Genomic DNA, 20,390 nt, shown 5'->3' with positions numbered 1-20,390 from the left:
TATCTAATGAAAGAAGGTGTGAAAATGGCCAGCTGGAAACGAAATTTAATGATTTGTTGGCTAGGTTGTTTTACCACTGCAGCCGGTATGAGTTTAGTAATTCCTTTTTTATCTTTTTATATTGAGGAATTAGGGGTGACCGGCACTGCTAGTATTGCACAGTGGTCGGGACTTGCATTTGGTGTAACATTTTTAATGGGTGCGATTGTATCACCAATATGGGGAAAGCTCGGTGATATACATGGACGGAAATTGATGCTTATACGTGCTAGCCTTGGTATGGCGATAATTATGACGCTTATGGGGTTTGTGACAGATGTGTATCAATTAGTCGCACTTCGGTTTTTAATGGGATCGGTATCAGGTTTCCTTTCTACAGCGATGACACTTATTGCTGCAGAAACTCCGCAAGAACATTCAGGTTGGGCAATTTCTACAATCTCAACTGGAGGCGTGAGCGGTTCATTACTTGGGCCGATACTCGGAGGTTATTTGTCAGAGTTAATCGGAATGCGCCATGTTTTTCTAGTTACAGGAGCTTTCTTATTCCTGTCCTTTCTTATCGTCTTTTTCTTCTTACATGAGGAGAAACATTCTGCTAAAGCAAAAAAAGCACAGCCGAAAAAAGTATGGACGATGGTCCCTGCAAAACATTTAATAATAAGTTTATTTGTAGCAACGTTTATTATTCAGCTTGCAAATATGTCGATTCAACCTATTATTACGTTGTACGTAAAGCATTTGGCAGGACCAGGAACAGATCATATTGAAATGATTGCAGGTGCAGTCATGTCTGCGACAGGATTAGCAGTAATTTTAGCAGCTCCTAAGCTAGGAAGATTATCAGATCATATTGGACCTCAAAAAACGTTAGTTGTAGCGTTGTTTGCTGCAGGAATTATTTTTATTCCGCAAGCATTTGTAACCTCAGCTTGGCAACTATTAATTCTTCGCTTTTTATTAGGTATTGCACAAGCAGGACTATTACCTTCCGTACAAACTCTACTAAAACAACATACGCCAACCCATGTAACGGGACGAATATTTGGATATAATCAATCGTTTCAGTTTTTAGGAAATATGATTGGGCCAGTACTTGGTGGACAAATTGCAGCTCATGCAGGCTTCCAATATGTTTTCTTCTCTACATCAGCACTATTATTTATTGCGTGCATTTGGGTTTATTTTCATAGTAAGAACGAAGAGGTATCAGAGAAACGACATTTGGAAGTTAGTTAACTATGTGAATGAAAAACAGAAAAAGGATGAAGCAATATTGCTTCATCCTTTTTCATTAAAATTGAAGGCAAAGATAACTTAATGTACCAAGCTCGTAGCTACGGTGAATGACCGTACCGTCGTTCTCACCACTACCCATCGCGATAAATAGAGGAACAAAATGTTCCGCTCTTGGTACAGCTAATTGTGCATGAGGAGCATTTCTTTCCCAGTTAAACAATGCATCTTTATCGCTAGTATGCATATGATTTATAATCCAATCATCAAATTCAATCGCCCATTGTTCCGGAGTTGTTTCATTCCATTTTAATGCTCGTAAATTATGAACAGTAACTCCGCTGCCGATTACTAAAATATCTTCTTGTCCAAGTCCTTTTAGTGCTTCTCCAATTTCAAATTGTTCTTTTGCAGGAAGGAATGGATTTACTGATATTTGTACGACAGGAATATTGGCTTCTGGGTACATACGATGCAGGAGTGTCCATGAGCCATGATCTAAACCTCTCGTCATATTATGATGGACTGGAATGCCTTTGTTTTTAAATTTTGTTTCTAGCATAGACGCAATGCTAGAAGAGCCTTTCGCATGATATTTGATTTCGTATAACTCAGGAGGAAAACCTCCAAAGTCATAAATTGTTTCATATACTTCATCTGAAGAGGAAATCGTTAATACTTCACTTTCCCAGTGAGCGGTAAAAATAACAATAGCTTTCGGTTTATATGTTTCTCCAAGTGTCTTTAAAAAGCGTGTATAGTCTGTATCTTGAATAGCAAGCATAGGTGATCCATGTGCTAAAAATAGTGAGGGCATCATGATTAAAACCTCCTAAAAATATATTAATTACTTTATGTAAGTAACTATATAATTTTATTTTAAATTCGTCAAGATAATAGTTTAATATGTAATCGGAAAAATAGATCATTTGTCATAATGAAAGCAATTGCATATAATATATAATAAGAATAATGAATGTTTATTCATTATAAAAAAAGATATACATAATAGATTTGGAGGCTGTCGGAATGAGCATACAGGAAAATTTCGTTACGGCATTGGATAAATCGGAAATTTACTTGCGTAAATGGTTACCAGAAGGAAATCCGCGGGGAATTGTTCAAATTGCACATGGTATGACAGAACATGCAGGTGTTTATACAGAATTTATTGATGCTTTATTAGAAGCAGGATATGGTGTTTATGCTCATGATCATAAAGGGCATGGAAAAACAGTAAAAAGAGAAGAGGACTATGGTCATTTTGAACCAAATGTAGGTTGGAATCAGGCTGTGTCTGATGTTATCTTTGTTTCGGAAATGATAAAAGAAGAGCAGACATGCCCGTTATTTTTACTTGGACATAGTATGGGTTCTTTTTTATCAAGACGTGCTGTACAACTTAAAGGTGAATTATATGATGGATTCCTTATTTCAGGAACTGGTGGAAATCCAGGGCTTTTAGGAAGTATCGGTCATAAAGTAGCGACAATTGAGATGAAACTTCGCGGAAAGAAAACGAAAAGTCCGATGCTGAACTTCTTATCTTTCGGAAACTTCAACTCACACTTTAAGCCAAATCGTACGAAATTTGATTGGTTATCTTCAGATATTCATCAAGTTGATAAGTATATTGCGGATCCGTTATGTGGATTCATTTGCACGACTAGTTTTTACCGAGAATTGTTTCATGGAGTTCTAGAAGTAAATAAAATAGAAGAATACAAGAAGACACCAAAAAATATTCCAATACATATATTCTCTGGTGATCGTGATCCTGTTGGGGATATGGGGAAAGGTGTAAAAGAAGTATACGAAAACTATAAAAAATGTGGTGTGAAAGATGTAACACTTCGTTTATATGAAAATGGTAGACATGAAATGTTCCATGAAGTGAATAGAGAAGATGTATTTCAAGATTTGATTTCATGGTTAGATGAGCATATTGTATAAGAAGAAACCTCACTTCATGCTGAAGTGAGGTTTTTTGAAAAATTGGAGGATTGATTATGAGTGAATTTGTAAATAAAGAATATGTAGAAATAGATTTTCAAGATGTCTGGATAAAAGACGAGGAATTGAAAAATTGTACCTTCATAAAATGCCGTTTTAGAGGGATAGATGCATCAGAAGTTTTTACTAAAAATTGTAATTTCATAGAATGTGATTTTACTGGTACTCTTTTTAATGCTTCTATCCATCAAGGAACTACGTTTGCTAATTGTAGGTTTTTTGGTGCGAATTTATTTGTATCTAAGTTTGAAGAATGTAAAATGACTGGTTCGGATTTCGAAGAGGCGAATTTAGACGGAATAACAATTATATCAGGCGATTGGTCATATACGAATTTAAGGTTTGCGAACTTAAGTAAACAAATGTTAAAGGGTATTCGTTTAATTGAAGCTGACCTATATGAATGTAATTTAGAAAAAGCAGATTTGCGTGAAGCGGATTTAACGGGCGCACAATTAGGTAAGGTGAAACTTAGTGGGGCGGATTTAAGAGGAGCTGTAGTTGATAGAGTTGATTTTAAAGCTTTTGATTTAAAAAACGTGAAATTAGATATAGCGCAGGCGGTTGCAGTTGCGAGATGTTATGGAGCAAAGGTGAATTAAATCAGTTGTAACACCGTTCAATATATTGAACGGTGCTACAACTATTAATAATTTTAATAGTTATTCTCTATATAAGAAGCTATGTCATTAGCAAGAGTCGATGTTAATAGTGTAGATACATTACTTAAAATGATGATTGTAGCCTCTTTGTCAATTAACCGTAAATAAGAGGATGTAAAGCCGTTAATGCCGCCGTGATGGAATACAAGTTTACTATTTTCGCCTGCCATAGCGATGTTCCAGCCGTAACCATATCCATAAGATCCTGCAGTAAACATGCGAGACGTCATACTATTTGAAAGCAAACGATTTTCTTTTATCGCTTGATCAAATATATATAAATCTTCGGCTGTAGAAAATAATCCACCAGCTGAATACGAGTTTGACATATGAATAAATGATGTGTTCTGTAAATCATGAATTGGATGTAACTCATACCCAGTTGCTTTATGTTTTTGAATGGTGTGATTCAGATCAACGTCTGTGTTCATCATAGAGAGTGGATATAAAATCTTCTTTTTAAGAAATTCTTCATAAGAAATCCCACTTATAACTTCAATGATGTGTCCTAATATAATATAACTTGAATTCGAATAATTGAATTTTTCACCAGGGCTAGATTCAAAAGGACATGTAATAATCCATTGTATTAATTCATCCGGTGTTCGAGGCTGGTAAGACTGTATTAAAAAGTTGTGTTGAGCAGTAATATTCCCAACACCAGCAGTATGACTTAATAGATGCTCAATCATAATTTGATTTCCTGTTGGGAAAGTTGGAATGAATTGATCCAATGTATCATGTAGCTGTAATTTTTTCTCTTCCACAAGCATTAAAATAGCAACTGCAGTGAAGATTTTAGTTATTGATCCGATACGAAACTTTGTTGTAGCTGTATTGGGTATGTCCCAATCGTAATTAGCTTTTCCAAATGACTGTTTATAAAGAGTTTGTTCTTTATGGGCTACTAAAATTGTACCATTGAATTTTTCGGTATTTTTATATAATAATAAATTGATATATGAGTTTAGCAAATTTCAGGCACTCCTTCAAATTTTGGAATATTAGTTACCTGAAATGTAATCCAACGGCATAAGCAATTCCCCCTAAATGAAATATTTTTTGGAATACTTTTCTATATTATAATGCAAGTTATAAAAGAAGCAAGTGGATTTCTAATCTATGAAAATTAAAGGTTTTTTGAATTACTTTCCGAATCACTTTAGTAGTTTACATATCGAAGGTGAGGAGAAAGAATCATGAAGGTAAGAGAAGCAGTAGTAAGTGAAGCAAATGAACTAAGTCAACTGGCACTACATTCAAAAGCTACTTGGGGTTATAGTGAAGAATTTATTTTAGCTTGTAAGGAAGAATTAACGATCTCAGAGGATTACATAAAAAATAATTTTGTATATGTTTTAGAAAATGATGATGCGAAGATTGGATTTTTCTCATTTTTACATAATGAAAATACTCTCGATTTCCTATACATTTATCCTAGTTATAAAGGAAAAGGATACGGGAAAATACTTTGGAGGTTTGTAGTAGAGCAAGCAAATGAACTAGGATTGAAAAGTTTTACGATTGATAGTGATCCAAATGCGAAAGGATTTTACGTGAAAATGGGGGCAAAACTAATCGGTGAGACACCATCAACGGTTTTTAAAAATCGCCTTTTACCTCTTTTGCAATATGATGTGTAAAACTACCAATGTCAGGGGAAACTGAGAATGGATAATAAAAAGATAAAACCAATATATGAAGCGTTAATAAAATCTTGGTCAATAGAAACGAGTTCTAAGTGGACGAGCGAAAACCCAACAAAGGGACAATGTGGTATAACGGCCCTTATTGTTCAAGAATTATGCGGGGGAGAGATAAAAAAGACGAAAGTAGGAGAAGTGTGGCATTTTTACAATACAGTAGATGGGAAAAGGCATGATTGTACTTGGACTCAATTTCATGAAAAATTAAACTATATGGACGTGAAGTCGAGCCGTGAAGAAGCATTTGCAGATACAAATGACAAACAATATGACATTTTAAAGGAAAAGATAATGAAAGAATTAAAATTATCTTTTGACTCTTAATCTTTAATAAGTTACTATAATGGTGGTAACTTATTAAAGGGAACTTCATAGAGTTGAAAGGGGAAATACTTTTGAAAACAACTTATGTAAACGCTACAATTGTAACGATGAATGAACAAAATGAAGTGATAGAAAATGGATATATCATTGTAGAAAATGATCAAATTATAGATATAAATAGCGGAGAATTCGCTAACGATTTTGAAGTAGATGAAGTAATTGACATGAAAGGAAAGTGGGTTTTACCAGGGCTTGTCAATACACATACACACGTTGTAATGAGTCTCTTAAGAGGTATTGGCGATGATATGTTATTGCAGCCATGGCTTGAGACGAGAATTTGGCCACTTGAAAGTCAGTTTACGCCAGAGCTTGCGGTCGCTAGCACGGAATTAGGATTACTTGAAATGGTGAAAAGTGGTACAACATCATTCTCTGATATGTTTAATCCTATTGGAGTAGATCAAGACGCAATTATGGAAACGGTATCAAGGAGTGGAATGCGAGCTGCTGTTTCAAGAACTTTATTTAGCTTCGGAACAAAAGAAGATGAAAAGAAAGCGATTGAAGAAGCCGAGAAATATGTGAAGCGTTATTATAACGAAAGTGGTATGTTAACTACGATGGTTGCACCGCATAGTCCATATACATGTTCCACAGAATTATTAGAAGAGTGCGCACGTATTGCAGTAGAAAATCAAACGATGGTTCATATTCATCTTTCTGAAACAGATCGTGAAGTACGTGATATTGAAGCGCAGTACGGAAAACGTCCAGTAGAATATGCTGCAAGTTGCGGATTGTTTAAACGCCCAACAGTTATTGCACATGGTGTAGTGTTAAATGAAAATGAGCGTACATTTTTAGCGGAACATGATGTTCGAGTAGCTCATAATCCGAATAGTAATTTAAAACTAGGTTCTGGTATAGCGAATGTAAAAGCGATGCTAGAAGCAGGAATGAAAGTAGGAATTGCAACGGATAGTGTTGCGTCTAATAATAATTTAGATATGTTTGAAGAAATGCGCATAGCAACATTATTACAAAAAGGTATTCATCAAGATGCAACAGCATTACCAGTTGAAACAACTCTTTCACTTGCGACAAAAGGAGCTGCGGAAGTAATTGGCATGAAACAAACGGGATCACTTGAGGTTGGAAAGTGCGCTGATTTTATTACGATTGATCCATCTAATAAGCCGCATTTACAACCGGCAGATGAAGTGTTATCACATCTTGTATATGCTGCTAGTGGGAAAGATATAAGCGATGTAATTATTAACGGTAAACGTGTTGTTTGGAATGGTGAATGTAAAACATTAGATGAAGAGCGTATTATATTCGAAGCAAGTCGTTATAAACGAGGTTTACAAAGATAGGTATTTATATACCAGTTGAGAAAGCTATCCTTTTTTTAAAAGGGTAGCTTTTTTTCTTGAACGAATAAATATTCAAAAGAACGTCGCATCTTTCTATTGGTATTTCTGCTGCAATATGGGCTGTATTAGGAGATAGTATTACATCACTAAATTATGCAGACATTCCTTATTGGAAAGTGATTAGTAATGCTAATAATATAATTACTATGGTATTTCGGGGTTTCGTATAGCAGTGTGGGAAGGACACGACCAGCCAATGTGTACAAGATATGCAAACATGACCGATGACGCAGATATCATTACTGTTTTCGGAGGTACAAATGATTACGGGAATACGGTTACACTGGGAACAATAAACATTGTAGATACAGGTACTTTTTACGGAGCATTGAACGTCCTGTGTGCAGGTTAAAAAGTAAAGTTGGCTTCAAAGGCATCGCCAAAAAGGTGGTGCTTTTTCTTTTGAGTGGAGTGGAAACCCAATTAGGTACAGCACTTGGAGGTAATAGTGCTATTCGTGAAGCGACAATTTTTTATCGGAAATGAGTTGCTTTCACTTTTAGAAAACGCTGGTCGTATGGGAATTCCGCTACCTTCAGCGCTAACGAATGCAGTTGAAATTTTAGGTGGCAAGAGCAATAAGACAAGTTCTGAATATGATAATAAGAAGGGAGATGTTGAATAATGACACGTTATAGTTTACACGGAGGGCACAACAGTATTGTACAAGGGGCTAATTCCGGAAATCGAAAAGAGCATATTATGGATCGTCAGGTGAAAGATGCGGTGGCAGCTAAGTTAAGAGCTTTAGGACACACAGTCTATGATGATACAGACGAAGTAGGAAGCACTCAAGCGCAAAATTTAAATAATATCGTTCGTAATAGTAATTCCCATAATGTGGATTTGGTTGTTTCTTTTCATCTTAATGCAAGTGATGGGAATGGGCAGGGTGTGGAAGTTCTGTATTATGATCAGAAAGACCTGGCGGCTAAAATCTCAGCTCAACTGGCAAAAGATATTGGATGGCGTGATCGTGGTGCGAAACAACGTACTGATTTAGCCGTATTGAATGGAACTAAAGCACCAGCTATTCTTATCGAATTAGGATTCATCGATAACGAATCCGACATGGCTAAATGGAATGTTGATAAAATCGCAAATTCTATCGTATATGCTCTAACGGGACAAACCGTTGGGGATGGTGGAGGAAACGGCGGTTCTAATGGTGGATATCAATATGTTAAGTCTGGTGAATTCGGTATAAACTATTTAAATGAAGCGATTCAAGCTATGGTTGAACGAGGAACAAAGGGAAAAGTTGTTGTTAATCCATTAACAGGTCTTGCTTATATCCAAACTGAAGTATTGCCTAATTCAGAACTAGATAAAATTACTTGGTGGATGGATACTCGACCAGGTGGTAAGTGGTGGTACGAATATATTAAAGTGAATTAATAATTTTTTAACAAAAAAATAGTTTGGTGCCAAAAAATAAAAGTCGTTAATTACGGCTTTTATTTATATTTTTGAGGATGAGCTATCTCCATTCTCTTTTATTCTTTTTTCGTGTTCTTTCTTTACTTCATCTGGAATGATGATTTCAATGTTACCACGTATTTTTTATATTCCCGATGTGATATTTCGTGACGAAGAAGGGATACTTCATGCACTTAAAGTAGATCGGTCACAGAAAAAGAAAATGAAAGTAAATGGAGAGAAGTTAAAAAAGTATGAAGAGTTCACACAAATATATAAGCAGAAATATAACGGGAAGATGCCAGTCATGAATTTCTTTACAGTCACAAAATACAGAGGGGAAAACTGGAAGAGTTAGCAGCTAAGTATGATGTGTTTGTGAAAGTGTATGTAATAGAAGAAATATAAAAAGCGTTAACAATTTTGCAAACGAACTTGCTAACACCTATACGAAATAGACATAAAATATCGCTGATATGTCGCTAAATAAAATGAGAATAATTAACCACTAATAATGAATAATAGTTTATTATAATGGGAGTAACAAAATATAACGTTTTATAATATTTTATACTTAAGGAGAACAACTCATGAAGCGAAAAAAGAGCCATTTAATGGTAATGGCACTTGTTACAACTTTATTATTAACAGCTTGTAATAATAAAGCGAATAAAAGTGAAACAGAGGCAAAAAAACAAGTATTAAATGTAACGGTATCAGAAGAAATTCCTTCTCTTGATACTGCGAAAACGATGGATGGTACATCAGCACACGTTATGCAAAACATATTTGAAGGATTGTATGTATTAGATGATCAAGATCAACCTATTCCAGCAGTAGCAAAATCGTTTAAAAGAAGTGAAGATGGTAAAAAATATACATTTGATTTGCGTAAAGATGCAAAATGGTCAAATGGAGACAGTGTGACAGCAAATGATTTTATGTTTGCATGGAAACGTGCAATTAATTCTGAAACAGCGTCTCAATATGCGTACATGCTCTTTTACGTGAAAAATGCGAAAGAGATAAATAAGGGAACAATGCCTCTTGATGAACTTGGGGTTAAAGTTATAAATGATTATAAGTTAGAAGTGGAACTCGAACAGCCAATTCCGTATTTTTTACAGTTGTTAGCACTACCTATTTACTTACCACAGCATGAATCATTTTTGAAAGAACAAGGAAAGAATTATGCATTGGAACCTAGTAATCTCATATATAATGGGCCATTTGTATTAGAGAAATGGAAGCATGAACAAGAGTTTCAATTAAAGAAGAATGCTACATATTGGGATCAAAAGAAAGTGAAATTAGACGAAATAAACTTTCAAATTGTAAAAGATACAATGACGGTTGTTAATTTATACGAAGCTGGTGATTTGGATCGAGTGCCTATTAATTCGCAATTTGTAGACAAGTATAAAGGGAATAAGGAATTACATATGTCAAGCGATCCTGGAATTGCTATGCTACGTTTTAATGAGAAAAATAATGCGTTAGCAAATAAGAAAGTACGTCAATCTATTTCATTAGCGTTAAATAAGAAGGATTTTGTTACGCACTTTATTAATAACGGGGCAAAACCTGCAAGTGGACTTGTACCAGTTGGTCATGTAAATGAAGAGACTGGTAAAGATTTTAGAAAAGAAAACGGAGATCTTTCTCCATATGATTTGCAAAATGCGAAAAAGATTTGGGAAGAAGCGAAGAAAGAACTGGGAGTAGACGAAGTAAAACTCGAATTTTTAACATATGAACAAGATAATGCAAAACGTATGGCAGAATATATAAAAGGTGACTTAGAAAAGCATTTGCAAGGATTAACGATACAAATTAAACAACAGCCATTTAAGCAAAAATTACAGTTAGAACAAATGGGAGATTACGATATATCTATGGCAAATTGGGGACCAGACTATAAAGACCCAATTAGTTATTTAGAACTATTTACGACGGGTAATCCGAATAACAAAATGAATTATTCTAACCTTCACTACGATGAATTAATAAAGAAAGCGAAAAGCGATCTAGTACTAGATCAGAAGAAAAGATGGGAAGCATTACAAGAGGCCGAGCGAATTCTGTTAGAGGACGCTGCGGTAGCACCGCTTTATCATATTGGTTCCGCTTATGTACAAAAGGATTATGTAAAAGGAATTGAAAAGCATCAATTTGGTGGCGTTTATACTTATAAGAATGCTTATATCGATAATAAGTAAAACTATTAATCAAAAAAGAAACCTTACTTTTAAAAGTGAGGTTTCTTTTTTGGAATTATATCTATTAAACGGATTTTAATAAAGAATAAAAATTCGTATCATATGGGATATCATCTTGATACATATAGTTTTTTAGAATCCCTTCTTTTTCAAATCCTAATTTTAATAGCACTTTATTTGAAGCTTCGTTTTCAAGAAATACAATTGCCCCGATACGTTTTAAATGAAGCGTATGGAAGCCATAAGATATAATTTCAGAAACTGCCTCAGTAGCATATCCATTTCCCCAGTGTTCAGGCAAAAAGGCATAACTTATATTTGCTCGTTTATGTTCAGAAGACCAATCATGAAAACCAATTGTTCCAATGAGCCCTTTCTTGTCTTTTAATTCGATTCCCCATTTAATGCCGCTTCTTGCGTTGTACCCCAACTTAAAATTAGTAAGGATTTGTTTTACTTGATCCAAATTTTGCAATGGTTTTTGGCCATAATGGCGCAGGACATCGGTATTAGAAAAGCACTGTAATATACTCGGTGCATCTTCGTCGGTAAGTTCTCGTAAAATGAGTCGGTTGGTTTTTAATATAGGAAACATGCTTTCACTCCATTTCTTCTGAAACTAGAATGTGTTGTTATTATATAATCTAATCTGAAAATAAAGATTATTCAAGAGGGAAGTATGGTTTTGATTTGTGATAAAATTGATTGTTGAATATATTTCAAAAAGAGGTTTAGATATGGAGAAAAACTCAATTTTAATTGTAGATGATGATCGAGATATTGTTCGATTTGTGAACGCAAATTTAATGCAAGAAGGTTTTAAAGTTTTTAGTGCTCATAACGGAGAAGAGGCTTTAGAAATAATAAATAATAACGGTATTCAACTTGCTATTCTGGATATTATGATGCCGCAAATGGATGGGATAGAATTGTGTAGAAGGATTAGAGAGAAACATAGTTTACCAATTATGTTTTTAAGCGCGAAATCATCGGACGTAGATAAAGTAATTGGCTTTAGTACTGGGGCAGATGATTATATTGTGAAGCCGTTCAGTACAATTGAATTTATAGCAAGAGTGAAAGCTCAATTAAGAAGGTATACATATTTCAATCAAAATGCTGTTCAAGTAATAAAAAAGGAAATAAACATTAGAGGTTTAGAAATAGATGAAATGTCGAGAACAGTAATGTTATATGGAGAAACAATCAATCTTACGAAAACTGAATATGATATTTTGTACTTAATGGCCGCTGCAATGAATCGTGTGTTTACTATTGAAGAAATATATGAAAGCGTGTGGAAAGAAAGGGCCTATGAAAGTAATAATACAGTAATGGTTCATATTGCAAGATTAAGAAATAAAATTGAAGAGAATCCAAAAGAGCCGAAGTTTATTCAAAATGTTTGGGGAGTCGGATATAAAATTGAAGATTAAATCATTACAAGGCATGAGAGCTAAGTTTTTTATCGCATTCATATGTAGCATTTTGTTAGCAACTGTAAGTATAATAGCGTTTCAAATTGCAATTGGAAATATATATAGTCATGTTACTGCGTTAGAGGAAAAATATTCATTTTTATATTTAATAGTTTTTTTAATTTTTACTACAATATACTTTGCATTCATGACAAAAACAATGATGAAAAGATTATCTGAAATTAACAAGAGTCTGAAGGAAATAAGTAATGGTAATTTGGAAATACATATACTTATTTCAAAAAATGACGAGATTGGTGAATTAGCAGCGAATGTTAATAGAATGGCCAAAAGTTTAAAAGAGTCTATAGAGAATGAAAAAAAATCGCAAGAAATGAAAAATGAAATGATTAGTAATATTTCTCATGACTTACGAACACCTGTAACATCCCTAATAGGTTACGCGGACCTGTTAGGAAATCAGCTTCATTCAAATAGAGAAGAATGTGAACAGTATGTAAGTATATTAAAGCGAAAAAGTTATGAATTGAAAAATCAAGTAGATGATTTATTAGAATATTGTCAAATAAATTATAGAGAGATCGAATTACATAAAAGTGTAGTAAATATGAAAGCGTTCATTGAACAAATCATGATTGATTTTGTACCACAACTAGATGATGCCGATATGAGCTTTTGTATTAAAGGTGATAAGGTGTTACATGTGGAAATGGATGTAGCGGTTATGGTGAGGCTATTCGAAAATGTAATTAGTAATAGTATTATGTACGGGAAAGACGGAAAGGAGCTTTTAATTCAAGTTTCTAAAAGAGATATGAATGTTGAAATAGAAATTAAAAATTTTGGACAATGCATTCCGAATGAGAACCTTCCTTACGTTTTTGAAAAGTTTTATCGTGGTGAAAAATCACGTAGCTCTCATACGGGTGGAAAAGGAATGGGGCTTGCAATTGCGAGAAGTATAGCGGAACTTCATAAAGGAGATATCACTGTACGTAGTAACGATAAAGAAACGGTTTTCACTATCGTTTTACCGCAGTATAAAGAAATGTAAGAAAGTCGTAAGTATTTCTTTCATATGTCGTAATTTTTACTTCGTATCATGGGGAACAAAGATAGGAGAGTAGGGATACAGCATGTGGAAGAGATTTTTATTAGCGATTATAGTTGCTTTTTTAATTATAAGCTGGAGTTTAGTTTATTTAGGTAATGGCGTTACATCAGTCTTTGTGTGGTGGATTATACAGGCTTTTAGTGTAATTTCAGTTTTTCTCTTAATAGGCTCAGCAGTAATGTTTGTTTGGAAAGGCATTTTTAGAAAGCGGATAGATGGAACGCTACTATTAATAGTTCTGTTTTCTACCATTGGAGCTTGGCCTGTGGGGTGGTTCGCTAACATTGGGAGAATTGCATACCCAGTAGATGTACAGTCTATGAGTCCTAAAGTAGTCGTTCGTTTTCCTTTGAATGAACGAGCATTGATAGGTTGGGGCGGCGATAAATTAGAAACGAACTATCACGTTATAAAACCAAATGAACGATGGGCATACGATATTCTCATTCCACCTGCTGAAGTGAAAAGTAGTAAGTTAGAGGATTATGGAATATATGGAGCGAAAGTAATGGCACCAGCTTCTGGGACAGTTGTATCAATTAAAAATGATGAAATAGATTTAGTTCCGGGATCGGATGATTTTCAATCGATGGCGGGAAATCATATTTATTTACGACTGGATGAAACAGGTACATTTTTGTTTCTTGCCCATTTAAAGAAAGGATCAATTAAAGTGAGGGAAGGCGAACATGTAAATGAAGGAGAATTTCTTGCCCAAGTCGGTAACTCAGGAAGTTCAAGTGAGCCGCATTTACATATTCATCATCAAAGGCAGGATCCATCTAAGGTGAGCATATTTCTTTCGGAAGGATTACCACTTTATTTTCGAACTGAAAAAGGTGTGATGATGCCGGAAAGAGGGACATACATAAGTGGTAAGTAGAAGGAAAGCATTTCATACAAAAAGGGTATTCCAAATCAAATTTGGAATACCCTTCTTCATTACCCTACAAATGTTTGATACAGTAAGAAAATATTTAAAACGATAATAAGTGCAGCGATTAACCACGCGATAAATGTTGTAATGCGATGGTTGACGAGTGCGCCCATAATCTTCTTATTACTTGTAAACATAATAAGTGGTACTAATGCAAAGGCAATACCGAACGATAAGACAACTTGACTCATAACGAGAGCGTAAGTTGGATTTACACCTAAAGCGATAATAACGAGAGGCGGAATCATTGTTATAAATCGGCGTAAGTATAACGGAATATGCATTCGAATGAATCCTTGCATAATAATATCACCAGACATCGTACCAACAGAAGAACTAGATAAACCTGCTGATAAAAGTCCAATTCCAAATAATGCAGCCGATACAGGACCGACTAAATTACTGAACTGGTTAAAAGCAACATCAAGGTCTTCAACGTGCAAGCCGTTTTTAAAGAATAGTGCAGCTGCTACAATTAACATACTTGCATTAATTGCTCCAGCGATAACCATTGCAATAATAATATCGATGAATTCGAAGCGGAAAATCTTTTTCTTTTGTTCATCATTTGTTCCGACTACACGGCGCTGCGTTAAGGCCGAATGTAAATATATCGCGTGCGGCATTACTGTCGCACCTAAAATTCCAGCTGCTAAAAGGATGCTATCTACACCTTGGAATTTTGGAGTGAAAAGTCCTGAGAGTAGAGGGCTTAATTCCGGTTTTGCGTAAAAGACTTGGATACCAAAAGCGATAACAACGATAAAAATCATACCTGTTATGATAGCTTCTAATGGACGAAAGCCTCTGCGTTGAAATTCAAGAATAATAAATGATCCAACTGCTGTAATTAAAGCAGCTGGTAACATCGGAATTCCAAATAGTAAGTATAAGCCAAGTGCTGCCCCGATAAATTCAGCTAAATCTGTAGCCATAATAACGAGTTCCCCTTGTATCCATAAACCGATGGAAACTGGTTTGGGGAAGTTTTCGCGAGCTACTTCAGGAAGATTTCTCCCAGTAGCGATTCCTAATTTAGCTGATAAAGTTTGAATTAATACAGCCATTAAATTGGAAGCGAGTATTACCCAAAGCAATAAATACCCATATTGTGATCCAGCTGCGATATTTGTAGCGAAGTTCCCAGGATCAATATAAGCAACTGATGCGATAAAAGCAGGTCCTAAGAATGGTAACAGTCTTTTAAAGCCTTTTGTTTGTCCACTTAACGCTAAATGGGCTGATTGAACTGTTGTACTTTGAGAAGGGACTTGTTCATCTTTTGTTATATCTTTATTCATAGTAGTATTCCCCTTTAAAATGTTAACTTGATGAAATTATTGTAAGTATTCTTATTGTTTATTTCAATACATTTAAATGTGTTAGGTGTTATTTTTATTTGAACATAAATGTTTCCTTAGTGCAAATTATATGCCTTTACACAATGAATGGTGTGGTGTTATAAAAAATTGGGAGTTTATGGTGTGATAACGTGGGGAAACATAATGAATTAAAGGGCTAATTTTGAAATTTATGTGAACATAAAGCCTATAATACAGCATATTAATTGATGGAAATGAAATTGTATGATATATAATATATTGGGATTACAACCTAACCGTAGTGTTTTGTTCTGTAATCTTGTTTTTATTTCTGTTAACTTATAGAAAAAATTGTAAATAGAAGAAAATAGGCTACGTATAATTTTGTATATATTTTCTTATTATATATGTTTTGATATGAACGTTAACTTATACATGATTTTAAAAATTAGATAGGTGGTAGAAATACATTGGCAACTACAAAACCATATAGAGTATTACTATATTACATGTACACAACAATTGAAAATCCAGAAGAATTTGCTGAACAGCATTTAGAATTTTGTAAATCACTTGAGTTAAAAGGAAGAATTCTTGTAGCGACAGAAGGAATTAATGGAACTTGTTCTGGAACTGTTGAGCAAACAGAAAAATATGTGGAAGCAATGAACAATGACCCGCGTTTTGCTGGAATCGTATTTAAAATTGATGAGGCTGATGAACATGCATTTAAGAAAATGCACGTACGCCCTCGTCCAGAGTTAGTTACACTTCGTCTAGAAGACGACATTAATCCAAAAGAAATAACTGGAAATTATTTAGAACCAAAAGATTTTTATGAAGCAATGAAACAAGAAGATACAGTTATCATTGATGCACGAAATGATTATGAGTTTGATCTAGGTCACTTTAAAGGTGCGATTAAACCGGATATTGAATCATTCCGTGAGTTGCCAGATTGGATTAGAGAAAACAAAGAAACACTTGAAGGTAAAAAGATTTTAACATACTGTACAGGCGGAATTCGTTGTGAGAAGTTTTCTGGTTGGTTAGTTCGTGAAGGTTACGAAGATGTAGGTCAGCTTCACGGCGGTATTGTAACGTACGGAAAAGACCCAGAAGTACAGGGTGAACTTTGGGATGGCCAATGTTACGTATTTGATGAGCGTATCGCTGTACCAGTAAACCAAAAAGAGCATGTTATCGTTGGTAAAGATCATTTTACAGGTGAACCTTGTGAGCGCTATGTAAACTGTGCAAACCCTGAATGTAACAAGAAAATTTTATGTTCTGAAGAAAGTGAAGCAAAACATTTACGTGCATGTTCTCATGAATGTCGTGTACACCCACGTAATCGTTATATCGTGCAACACGAATTAACAGAAGAGCAAGTAGCTGCTACATTAGAAAAAATCGAAGCAGGTAAGTAAGCAAAATTAGCTAAATAAAAAAACAGATGGTAGCATCGTGCTGCCATCTGTTTTTTATTTACTTTGTATCTTTTTTCTCTTTAACAGCAGATAATACAGTTTGTTTTACCCATGCTTTTCTTCTTTTATGCTGTATAGCCCATTGGTATAAACCTTGTGCACCTAAAATGAGGGAAATGACTATACCGCTAATCGCTATTAATAGAGCGAAAAATTCAAAAGGCGATGATATTTTGTTTGAATCGGTGTTTCTTAAAAGATCAATCATAGTAAACCCTAACATTTGGCCTACAACAGAATAGAGCGTTAAAATTAATAATAAGAGGCTATCTTTTTTTGAAGCAACATTTTCTTGATATTTAAATAAACTATCGAGATTTTGTTTCGCGTTCGTGTACAGTACTTCAATGTTAAAAAGTTTTCTTAGACGAAAGAAAATATCTTCACTTTGTGATTGGGATACTAATTCTAAAGAAAAATAATTAGCTGTAAACGAATTTATTGAATAAATTAATTTCTCTATCTCATTTGTATCTTGTTCAATATTTAATTCAGCATAGGCGTTTGCCATCTTTAATAAAACAACTTTATGAAATAAATTTAATAATAAAGCGTAATAAAACTCCCCGTACATTTGACTAGCAAGTTTAGTGACTGCTTGTTCACCTTCATTTGTAATACATGTGAAAATATGTTCTTCCATAATAAAGTAACGGTTAGGAGCCCATCTTTGATAAGAATGTTTTGTTAAATAATCGTGAATATAAGGAACATTATTTGCACTAATATATGGCTTACCATCATCTGATAATCCGGAAAGACTGGAAGCTCGATATACATCGATTATATGAAGGTCTGACTCTTTGTTTATGGATAATAGAGTTTGTACATACATTCGCTGGTCTTCAAAGAAAGGGAATGTTTGAAAGTAAGAACTCCGCAATCTCTTGTTCTCAAAGAAGTCTGTTAAACCATGAAATAAATCACCGAATATAAGTTTTTCTACTTGTGAATATTTTTTTCCATCACATTCAATACAAATAGTCTCAGTCGTATCGCTTTTAGTTTCAAGTACACGGAAGCGAGCCGCGAATTCAATCGCTTCTGATAATGTCATGTTAGGAGCGGTTTTTATTTCTGTCCGAATTGTTAAGAACCCAAGCTCATAAGGACAAAGTGTTACATCAATAGAATGTATCTTGAATGGAACGGAAATAAGGTTAGTTGTTAAATGTCCATTTAAATTAAGGTCTTTAGAATAGCGCTGTAATCCTTTTTGATGTTCTGAATGAGGAAAGAGAATTTTATTTGTAAAGGAAAGATAGTATGCTTCCATATTTTGATGTGAAACTTGAAATTTCCCGTAATATGTATTTTCATCTTCAAGATGATCGAGTCGAAAAGGCCGAAAATCATTTTTTTGTAAGAAAGGGAACATATTTTGTTCATATCCAGTTTTAAACGAAAACGGGAATATAAATTGAAATATAGCTGTTGTTACATCTTTTTCCTCGATTGTTTGTATTGCCTCCATTTACATTGTTTCCTTTCCATATAAGCTATAGAAACAACATGCCCAATTTCCCTTGAAAATAACCTCTCTTGTTCATTAGATTAAGAATGAAAATTCAGCTTATTTAACAAGGGACATGTATAATGTTATGTATACTAAAATTAGTATAATTGTGTTAGAAAAAGGGGGATGTTGTATGCGTATTTTAGTATTAGGAGCTGGGGGCGTGGGCGGATTTTTCGGTGGCCGATTAGTAGAAAAGGGAGAAGATGTTACATTTCTCGTTCGCAGCAAAAGAAAACAGCAATTAGAAGAAAAAGGCCTTGTTATTCGTAGTGTTAATGGAGATTTTTCATTTCAACCGAAATTGGTAACGAAAGAAGATAGAACGACTCCATTTGATGTGATTTTATTTTCAACAAAAGCGTATCATTTACACGAGGCGACCATAGATTTAAAGCCGTTTGTAGGTAAAAATACTGTAATAATCCCATTGTTAAATGGTATCGCTCATTTATCACTATTACAAAAGGAATTCGGTGAAGAGAAAGTAATTGGCGGTCTATGCTTTATCGAGACGACATTAAACGATCAGGGAGAAATTGTACAAACGAGTGCTGCCAACAGACTTGTATTTGGAGAAATTAAGTCTCAAGATTCAGAGAGAATCAATCATATTTCCAAAGCATTTGCAGGTACGAAATCTAGTTTTGTTTTAAGTGAAAATATTACGCAAGATATGTGGCATAAATATTTATTTATTACTGTAATGTCAGGTGTGACAACATTAATGCGTGCACCAATAGGACCGATTCGCGAAAGCGAAGGTGGACGCGATTTTATCCAAAACTTATTTGAAGAATCTGTGCAAATCATGAGGGCATTAGGAGCTCCGGTAAAGGAAAACATTGTTGAGGAACATATGAAAACAATTGATAAAATTTCGTATGATATGAAGTCATCGATGCAGCGTGATATGGAAAAAGGTTCGTCCATTGAAGCGAAGCACTTACAAGGATATTTACTGGATTTAGCAGAGCAATTTTCTAAAGAAGCACCATTATTAGGAGCAGTATATCAAAATTTAAAAGTGTATGAAGAAATGGTCTTTAACAAATCGGCAATAGAATTGGATGTATGAAAAAATAAAAAAGAAAGCAATATATAAATATATTGCTTTCTTTTTTATTTTTTATGACAAATTATTTATTTCTTTTAACTCTTTCTGTCAAGTTTATTTCTTGTTCGCGTTTCCCATACAACTGATTAATTTCATTTGCTAATGCATCTAAATAGGAATCGGAAAAAATAGGCTTCTTTTCTTTAGACATACGGGTCTCCTTTGTGGATTTTTAGTATTCATTATGTATATTTTTCGGTGGATTATGCGCAATCGTTTTAATTTTTTTCTTTTTTAAAATTTTTGTTTACTTTTTGAAAATAAAGGAGTATTATAATCCACAGTTTCAATTTTCTAAATCGCTGAAGCCGCATGGTGCGGGGGACCCGTTTTAATGAATTAGTGCATAATTCAATGGGGTGAATCCTTGAAAAAGGTAGGGCTACTCAAAGGCCCGAATCCGACAGCTAACCTCGTAAGCGTTATATTGAGAAGGA

General features: G+C 34.4%; 20 protein-coding genes, 3 pseudogenes and 1 riboswitch. Of the genes and pseudogenes, 17 read left to right on the top strand and 6 right to left on the bottom strand.

Going from position 1 to position 20,390, the window contains the following annotated elements:
• Positions 1–24 precede the first annotated feature (24 nt).
• Positions 25–1,239, top strand: a complete 1,215-nt coding sequence (locus tag JFT89_RS04995) for a multidrug efflux MFS transporter (RefSeq protein ID WP_016094297.1) — start codon at positions 25–27, stop codon at positions 1,237–1,239.
• 55 nt (positions 1,240–1,294) lie between these two features.
• Here the strand turns inward: JFT89_RS04995 and JFT89_RS04990 are convergent, their stop codons facing one another.
• Positions 1,295–2,056 carry a DODA-type extradiol aromatic ring-opening family dioxygenase gene (locus JFT89_RS04990; RefSeq protein WP_002012144.1) on the bottom strand — a complete coding sequence of 254 codons (762 nt, stop codon included), beginning with the start codon at positions 2,054–2,056 and terminating at the stop codon, positions 1,295–1,297.
• A 209-nt stretch (positions 2,057–2,265) separates the two neighbouring features.
• Between JFT89_RS04990 and JFT89_RS04985 the strand changes: the two genes are divergently transcribed.
• Both JFT89_RS04985 and JFT89_RS04980 read left to right on the top strand, forming a co-directional pair.
• Positions 2,266–3,189 carry an alpha/beta fold hydrolase gene (locus tag JFT89_RS04985; RefSeq protein ID WP_016094296.1) on the top strand — a complete coding sequence of 308 codons (924 nt, stop codon included), beginning with the start codon at positions 2,266–2,268 and terminating at the stop codon, positions 3,187–3,189.
• A 56-nt stretch (positions 3,190–3,245) separates the two neighbouring features.
• Positions 3,246–3,851: a pentapeptide repeat-containing protein gene (locus JFT89_RS04980; protein WP_002031189.1), complete on the top strand. Its 606-nt coding sequence runs from the start codon at positions 3,246–3,248 to the stop codon at positions 3,849–3,851.
• A 53-nt stretch (positions 3,852–3,904) separates the two neighbouring features.
• On the opposite strand, the gene JFT89_RS04975 is transcribed toward JFT89_RS04980, so the two are convergent.
• Positions 3,905–4,885 carry a serine hydrolase domain-containing protein gene (locus JFT89_RS04975; RefSeq protein ID WP_016094295.1) on the bottom strand — a complete coding sequence of 327 codons (981 nt, stop codon included), beginning with the start codon at positions 4,883–4,885 and terminating at the stop codon, positions 3,905–3,907.
• A gap of 225 nt (positions 4,886–5,110) precedes the next feature.
• Here JFT89_RS04975 and JFT89_RS04970 point away from each other — a divergent pair, with 225 nt between their 5' ends.
• From JFT89_RS04970 to JFT89_RS04935, 9 genes and pseudogenes are all read left to right on the top strand, one after another.
• Complete coding sequence (locus JFT89_RS04970; RefSeq protein ID WP_002064805.1) at positions 5,111–5,554, top strand: GNAT family N-acetyltransferase; 444 nt, start codon at positions 5,111–5,113, stop codon at positions 5,552–5,554.
• Positions 5,555–5,581: 27 nt separating this feature from the next.
• Complete coding sequence (locus JFT89_RS04965; RefSeq protein WP_201039551.1) at positions 5,582–5,941, top strand: YunG family protein; 360 nt, start codon at positions 5,582–5,584, stop codon at positions 5,939–5,941.
• 53 nt (positions 5,942–5,994) lie between these two features.
• Entirely contained in the window at positions 5,995–7,320 is a 1,326-nt protein-coding gene (locus JFT89_RS04960; protein ID WP_016094294.1) for a bifunctional S-methyl-5'-thioadenosine deaminase/S-adenosylhomocysteine deaminase, read from the top strand.
• 256 nt (positions 7,321–7,576) lie between these two features.
• Complete coding sequence (locus JFT89_RS04955) at positions 7,577–7,732, top strand: hypothetical protein (RefSeq protein WP_016094293.1); 156 nt, start codon at positions 7,577–7,579, stop codon at positions 7,730–7,732.
• A pseudogene (locus tag JFT89_RS04950) lies at positions 7,729–8,005 on the top strand (phage holin family protein); the annotation flags it as partial. The gene JFT89_RS04955 and the pseudogene JFT89_RS04950, both read left to right, overlap by 4 nt.
• Positions 8,005–8,514: pseudogene (locus JFT89_RS04945) on the top strand (N-acetylmuramoyl-L-alanine amidase); the annotation flags it as partial. The pseudogenes JFT89_RS04950 and JFT89_RS04945, both read left to right, overlap by 1 nt.
• Before the next feature lie 99 nt (positions 8,515–8,613).
• Entirely contained in the window at positions 8,614–8,778 is a 165-nt protein-coding gene (locus JFT89_RS30710) for an N-acetylmuramoyl-L-alanine amidase C-terminal domain-containing protein (RefSeq protein ID WP_369811979.1), read from the top strand.
• 169 nt (positions 8,779–8,947) lie between these two features.
• A pseudogene (locus tag JFT89_RS04940) lies at positions 8,948–9,207 on the top strand (replication-relaxation family protein); the annotation flags it as partial.
• A gap of 182 nt (positions 9,208–9,389) precedes the next feature.
• Positions 9,390–11,018: a peptide ABC transporter substrate-binding protein gene (locus tag JFT89_RS04935; RefSeq protein WP_016094291.1), complete on the top strand. Its 1,629-nt coding sequence runs from the start codon at positions 9,390–9,392 to the stop codon at positions 11,016–11,018.
• Between the two features lie 64 nt (positions 11,019–11,082).
• Here JFT89_RS04935 and JFT89_RS04930 read toward each other — a convergent pair whose 3' ends face one another.
• The gene (locus tag JFT89_RS04930) at positions 11,083–11,613 is read right to left on the bottom strand and encodes a GNAT family N-acetyltransferase (protein WP_002126807.1); all 531 of its coding nucleotides are present in this window, start codon (positions 11,611–11,613) and stop codon (positions 11,083–11,085) included.
• A 142-nt stretch (positions 11,614–11,755) separates the two neighbouring features.
• Between JFT89_RS04930 and JFT89_RS04925 the strand changes: the two genes are divergently transcribed.
• The 3 genes from JFT89_RS04925 to JFT89_RS04915 all read left to right on the top strand — a co-directional run bounded on the left by JFT89_RS04925 (position 11,756) and on the right by JFT89_RS04915 (position 14,454).
• Positions 11,756–12,454: a response regulator transcription factor gene (locus JFT89_RS04925; RefSeq protein ID WP_016094290.1), complete on the top strand. Its 699-nt coding sequence runs from the start codon at positions 11,756–11,758 to the stop codon at positions 12,452–12,454.
• The gene (locus tag JFT89_RS04920; protein WP_002168647.1) at positions 12,444–13,511 is read left to right on the top strand and encodes a sensor histidine kinase; all 1,068 of its coding nucleotides are present in this window, start codon (positions 12,444–12,446) and stop codon (positions 13,509–13,511) included. Before JFT89_RS04925 ends, JFT89_RS04920 begins: the two co-directional genes overlap by 11 nt.
• An 82-nt stretch (positions 13,512–13,593) precedes the next feature.
• Positions 13,594–14,454 carry a M23 family metallopeptidase gene (locus JFT89_RS04915; protein WP_002064819.1) on the top strand — a complete coding sequence of 287 codons (861 nt, stop codon included), beginning with the start codon at positions 13,594–13,596 and terminating at the stop codon, positions 14,452–14,454.
• 59 nt (positions 14,455–14,513) lie between these two features.
• Here the strand turns inward: JFT89_RS04915 and JFT89_RS04910 are convergent, their stop codons facing one another.
• Complete coding sequence (locus JFT89_RS04910) at positions 14,514–15,809, bottom strand: Nramp family divalent metal transporter (RefSeq protein WP_001030684.1); 1,296 nt, start codon at positions 15,807–15,809, stop codon at positions 14,514–14,516.
• A 491-nt stretch (positions 15,810–16,300) separates the two neighbouring features.
• On the opposite strand from JFT89_RS04910, the gene trhO reads away from it, so the two are divergent.
• Complete coding sequence (trhO, locus tag JFT89_RS04905) at positions 16,301–17,260, top strand: oxygen-dependent tRNA uridine(34) hydroxylase TrhO (protein ID WP_201039549.1); 960 nt, start codon at positions 16,301–16,303, stop codon at positions 17,258–17,260.
• Positions 17,261–17,318: 58 nt separating this feature from the next.
• Here the strand turns inward: trhO and JFT89_RS04900 are convergent, their stop codons facing one another.
• On the bottom strand, positions 17,319–18,794 hold the full coding sequence (locus JFT89_RS04900; protein WP_002064823.1) for a hypothetical protein: 1,476 nt from the start codon (positions 18,792–18,794) through the stop codon (positions 17,319–17,321).
• 175 nt (positions 18,795–18,969) lie between these two features.
• Here JFT89_RS04900 and panE point away from each other — a divergent pair, with 175 nt between their 5' ends.
• Positions 18,970–19,914: a 2-dehydropantoate 2-reductase gene (gene panE / locus JFT89_RS04895; RefSeq protein ID WP_033706661.1), complete on the top strand. Its 945-nt coding sequence runs from the start codon at positions 18,970–18,972 to the stop codon at positions 19,912–19,914.
• 61 nt (positions 19,915–19,975) lie between these two features.
• On the opposite strand, the gene JFT89_RS30440 is transcribed toward panE, so the two are convergent.
• On the bottom strand, positions 19,976–20,104 hold the full coding sequence (locus JFT89_RS30440) for a hypothetical protein (RefSeq protein WP_000031870.1): 129 nt from the start codon (positions 20,102–20,104) through the stop codon (positions 19,976–19,978).
• A 139-nt stretch (positions 20,105–20,243) separates the two neighbouring features.
• A riboswitch (cyclic di-AMP (ydaO/yuaA leader) is annotated at positions 20,244–20,390 on the top strand.

Origin of the sequence: Bacillus sp. TH25 (genome assembly GCF_016650935.1) — a bacterium.
Classification (GTDB): Bacteria; Bacillota; Bacilli; order Bacillales; family Bacillaceae_G; genus Bacillus_A; species Bacillus_A mycoides.
This window is presented reverse-complemented; position numbering and strand designations above follow the sequence as displayed.

What these genes read in the sequence shown, in the direction of transcription:
- JFT89_RS04995 (WP_016094297.1), top strand. Translation starts at nt 25, where the DNA reads ATGGCCAGCTGGAAACGAAATTTAATGATTTGTTGGCTAGGTTGTTTT.
- JFT89_RS04990 (WP_002012144.1), bottom strand. Translation starts at nt 2,056, where the DNA reads ATGATGCCCTCACTATTTTTAGCACATGGATCACCTATGCTTGCTATT.
- JFT89_RS04985 (WP_016094296.1), top strand. Translation starts at nt 2,266, where the DNA reads ATGAGCATACAGGAAAATTTCGTTACGGCATTGGATAAATCGGAAATT.
- JFT89_RS04980 (WP_002031189.1), top strand. Translation starts at nt 3,246, where the DNA reads ATGAGTGAATTTGTAAATAAAGAATATGTAGAAATAGATTTTCAAGAT.
- JFT89_RS04970 (WP_002064805.1), top strand. Translation starts at nt 5,111, where the DNA reads ATGAAGGTAAGAGAAGCAGTAGTAAGTGAAGCAAATGAACTAAGTCAA.
- JFT89_RS04965 (WP_201039551.1), top strand. Translation starts at nt 5,582, where the DNA reads ATGGATAATAAAAAGATAAAACCAATATATGAAGCGTTAATAAAATCT.
- JFT89_RS04955 (WP_016094293.1), top strand. Translation starts at nt 7,577, where the DNA reads ATGTGTACAAGATATGCAAACATGACCGATGACGCAGATATCATTACT.
- JFT89_RS30710 (WP_369811979.1), top strand. Translation starts at nt 8,614, where the DNA reads ATGGTTGAACGAGGAACAAAGGGAAAAGTTGTTGTTAATCCATTAACA.
- JFT89_RS04935 (WP_016094291.1), top strand. Translation starts at nt 9,390, where the DNA reads ATGAAGCGAAAAAAGAGCCATTTAATGGTAATGGCACTTGTTACAACT.
- JFT89_RS04930 (WP_002126807.1), bottom strand. Translation starts at nt 11,613, where the DNA reads ATGTTTCCTATATTAAAAACCAACCGACTCATTTTACGAGAACTTACC.
- JFT89_RS04925 (WP_016094290.1), top strand. Translation starts at nt 11,756, where the DNA reads ATGGAGAAAAACTCAATTTTAATTGTAGATGATGATCGAGATATTGTT.
- JFT89_RS04915 (WP_002064819.1), top strand. Translation starts at nt 13,594, where the DNA reads ATGTGGAAGAGATTTTTATTAGCGATTATAGTTGCTTTTTTAATTATA.
- JFT89_RS04910 (WP_001030684.1), bottom strand. Translation starts at nt 15,809, where the DNA reads ATGAATAAAGATATAACAAAAGATGAACAAGTCCCTTCTCAAAGTACA.
- JFT89_RS04900 (WP_002064823.1), bottom strand. Translation starts at nt 18,794, where the DNA reads ATGGAGGCAATACAAACAATCGAGGAAAAAGATGTAACAACAGCTATA.
- panE (WP_033706661.1), top strand. Translation starts at nt 18,970, where the DNA reads ATGCGTATTTTAGTATTAGGAGCTGGGGGCGTGGGCGGATTTTTCGGT.
- JFT89_RS30440 (WP_000031870.1), bottom strand. Translation starts at nt 20,104, where the DNA reads ATGTCTAAAGAAAAGAAGCCTATTTTTTCCGATTCCTATTTAGATGCA.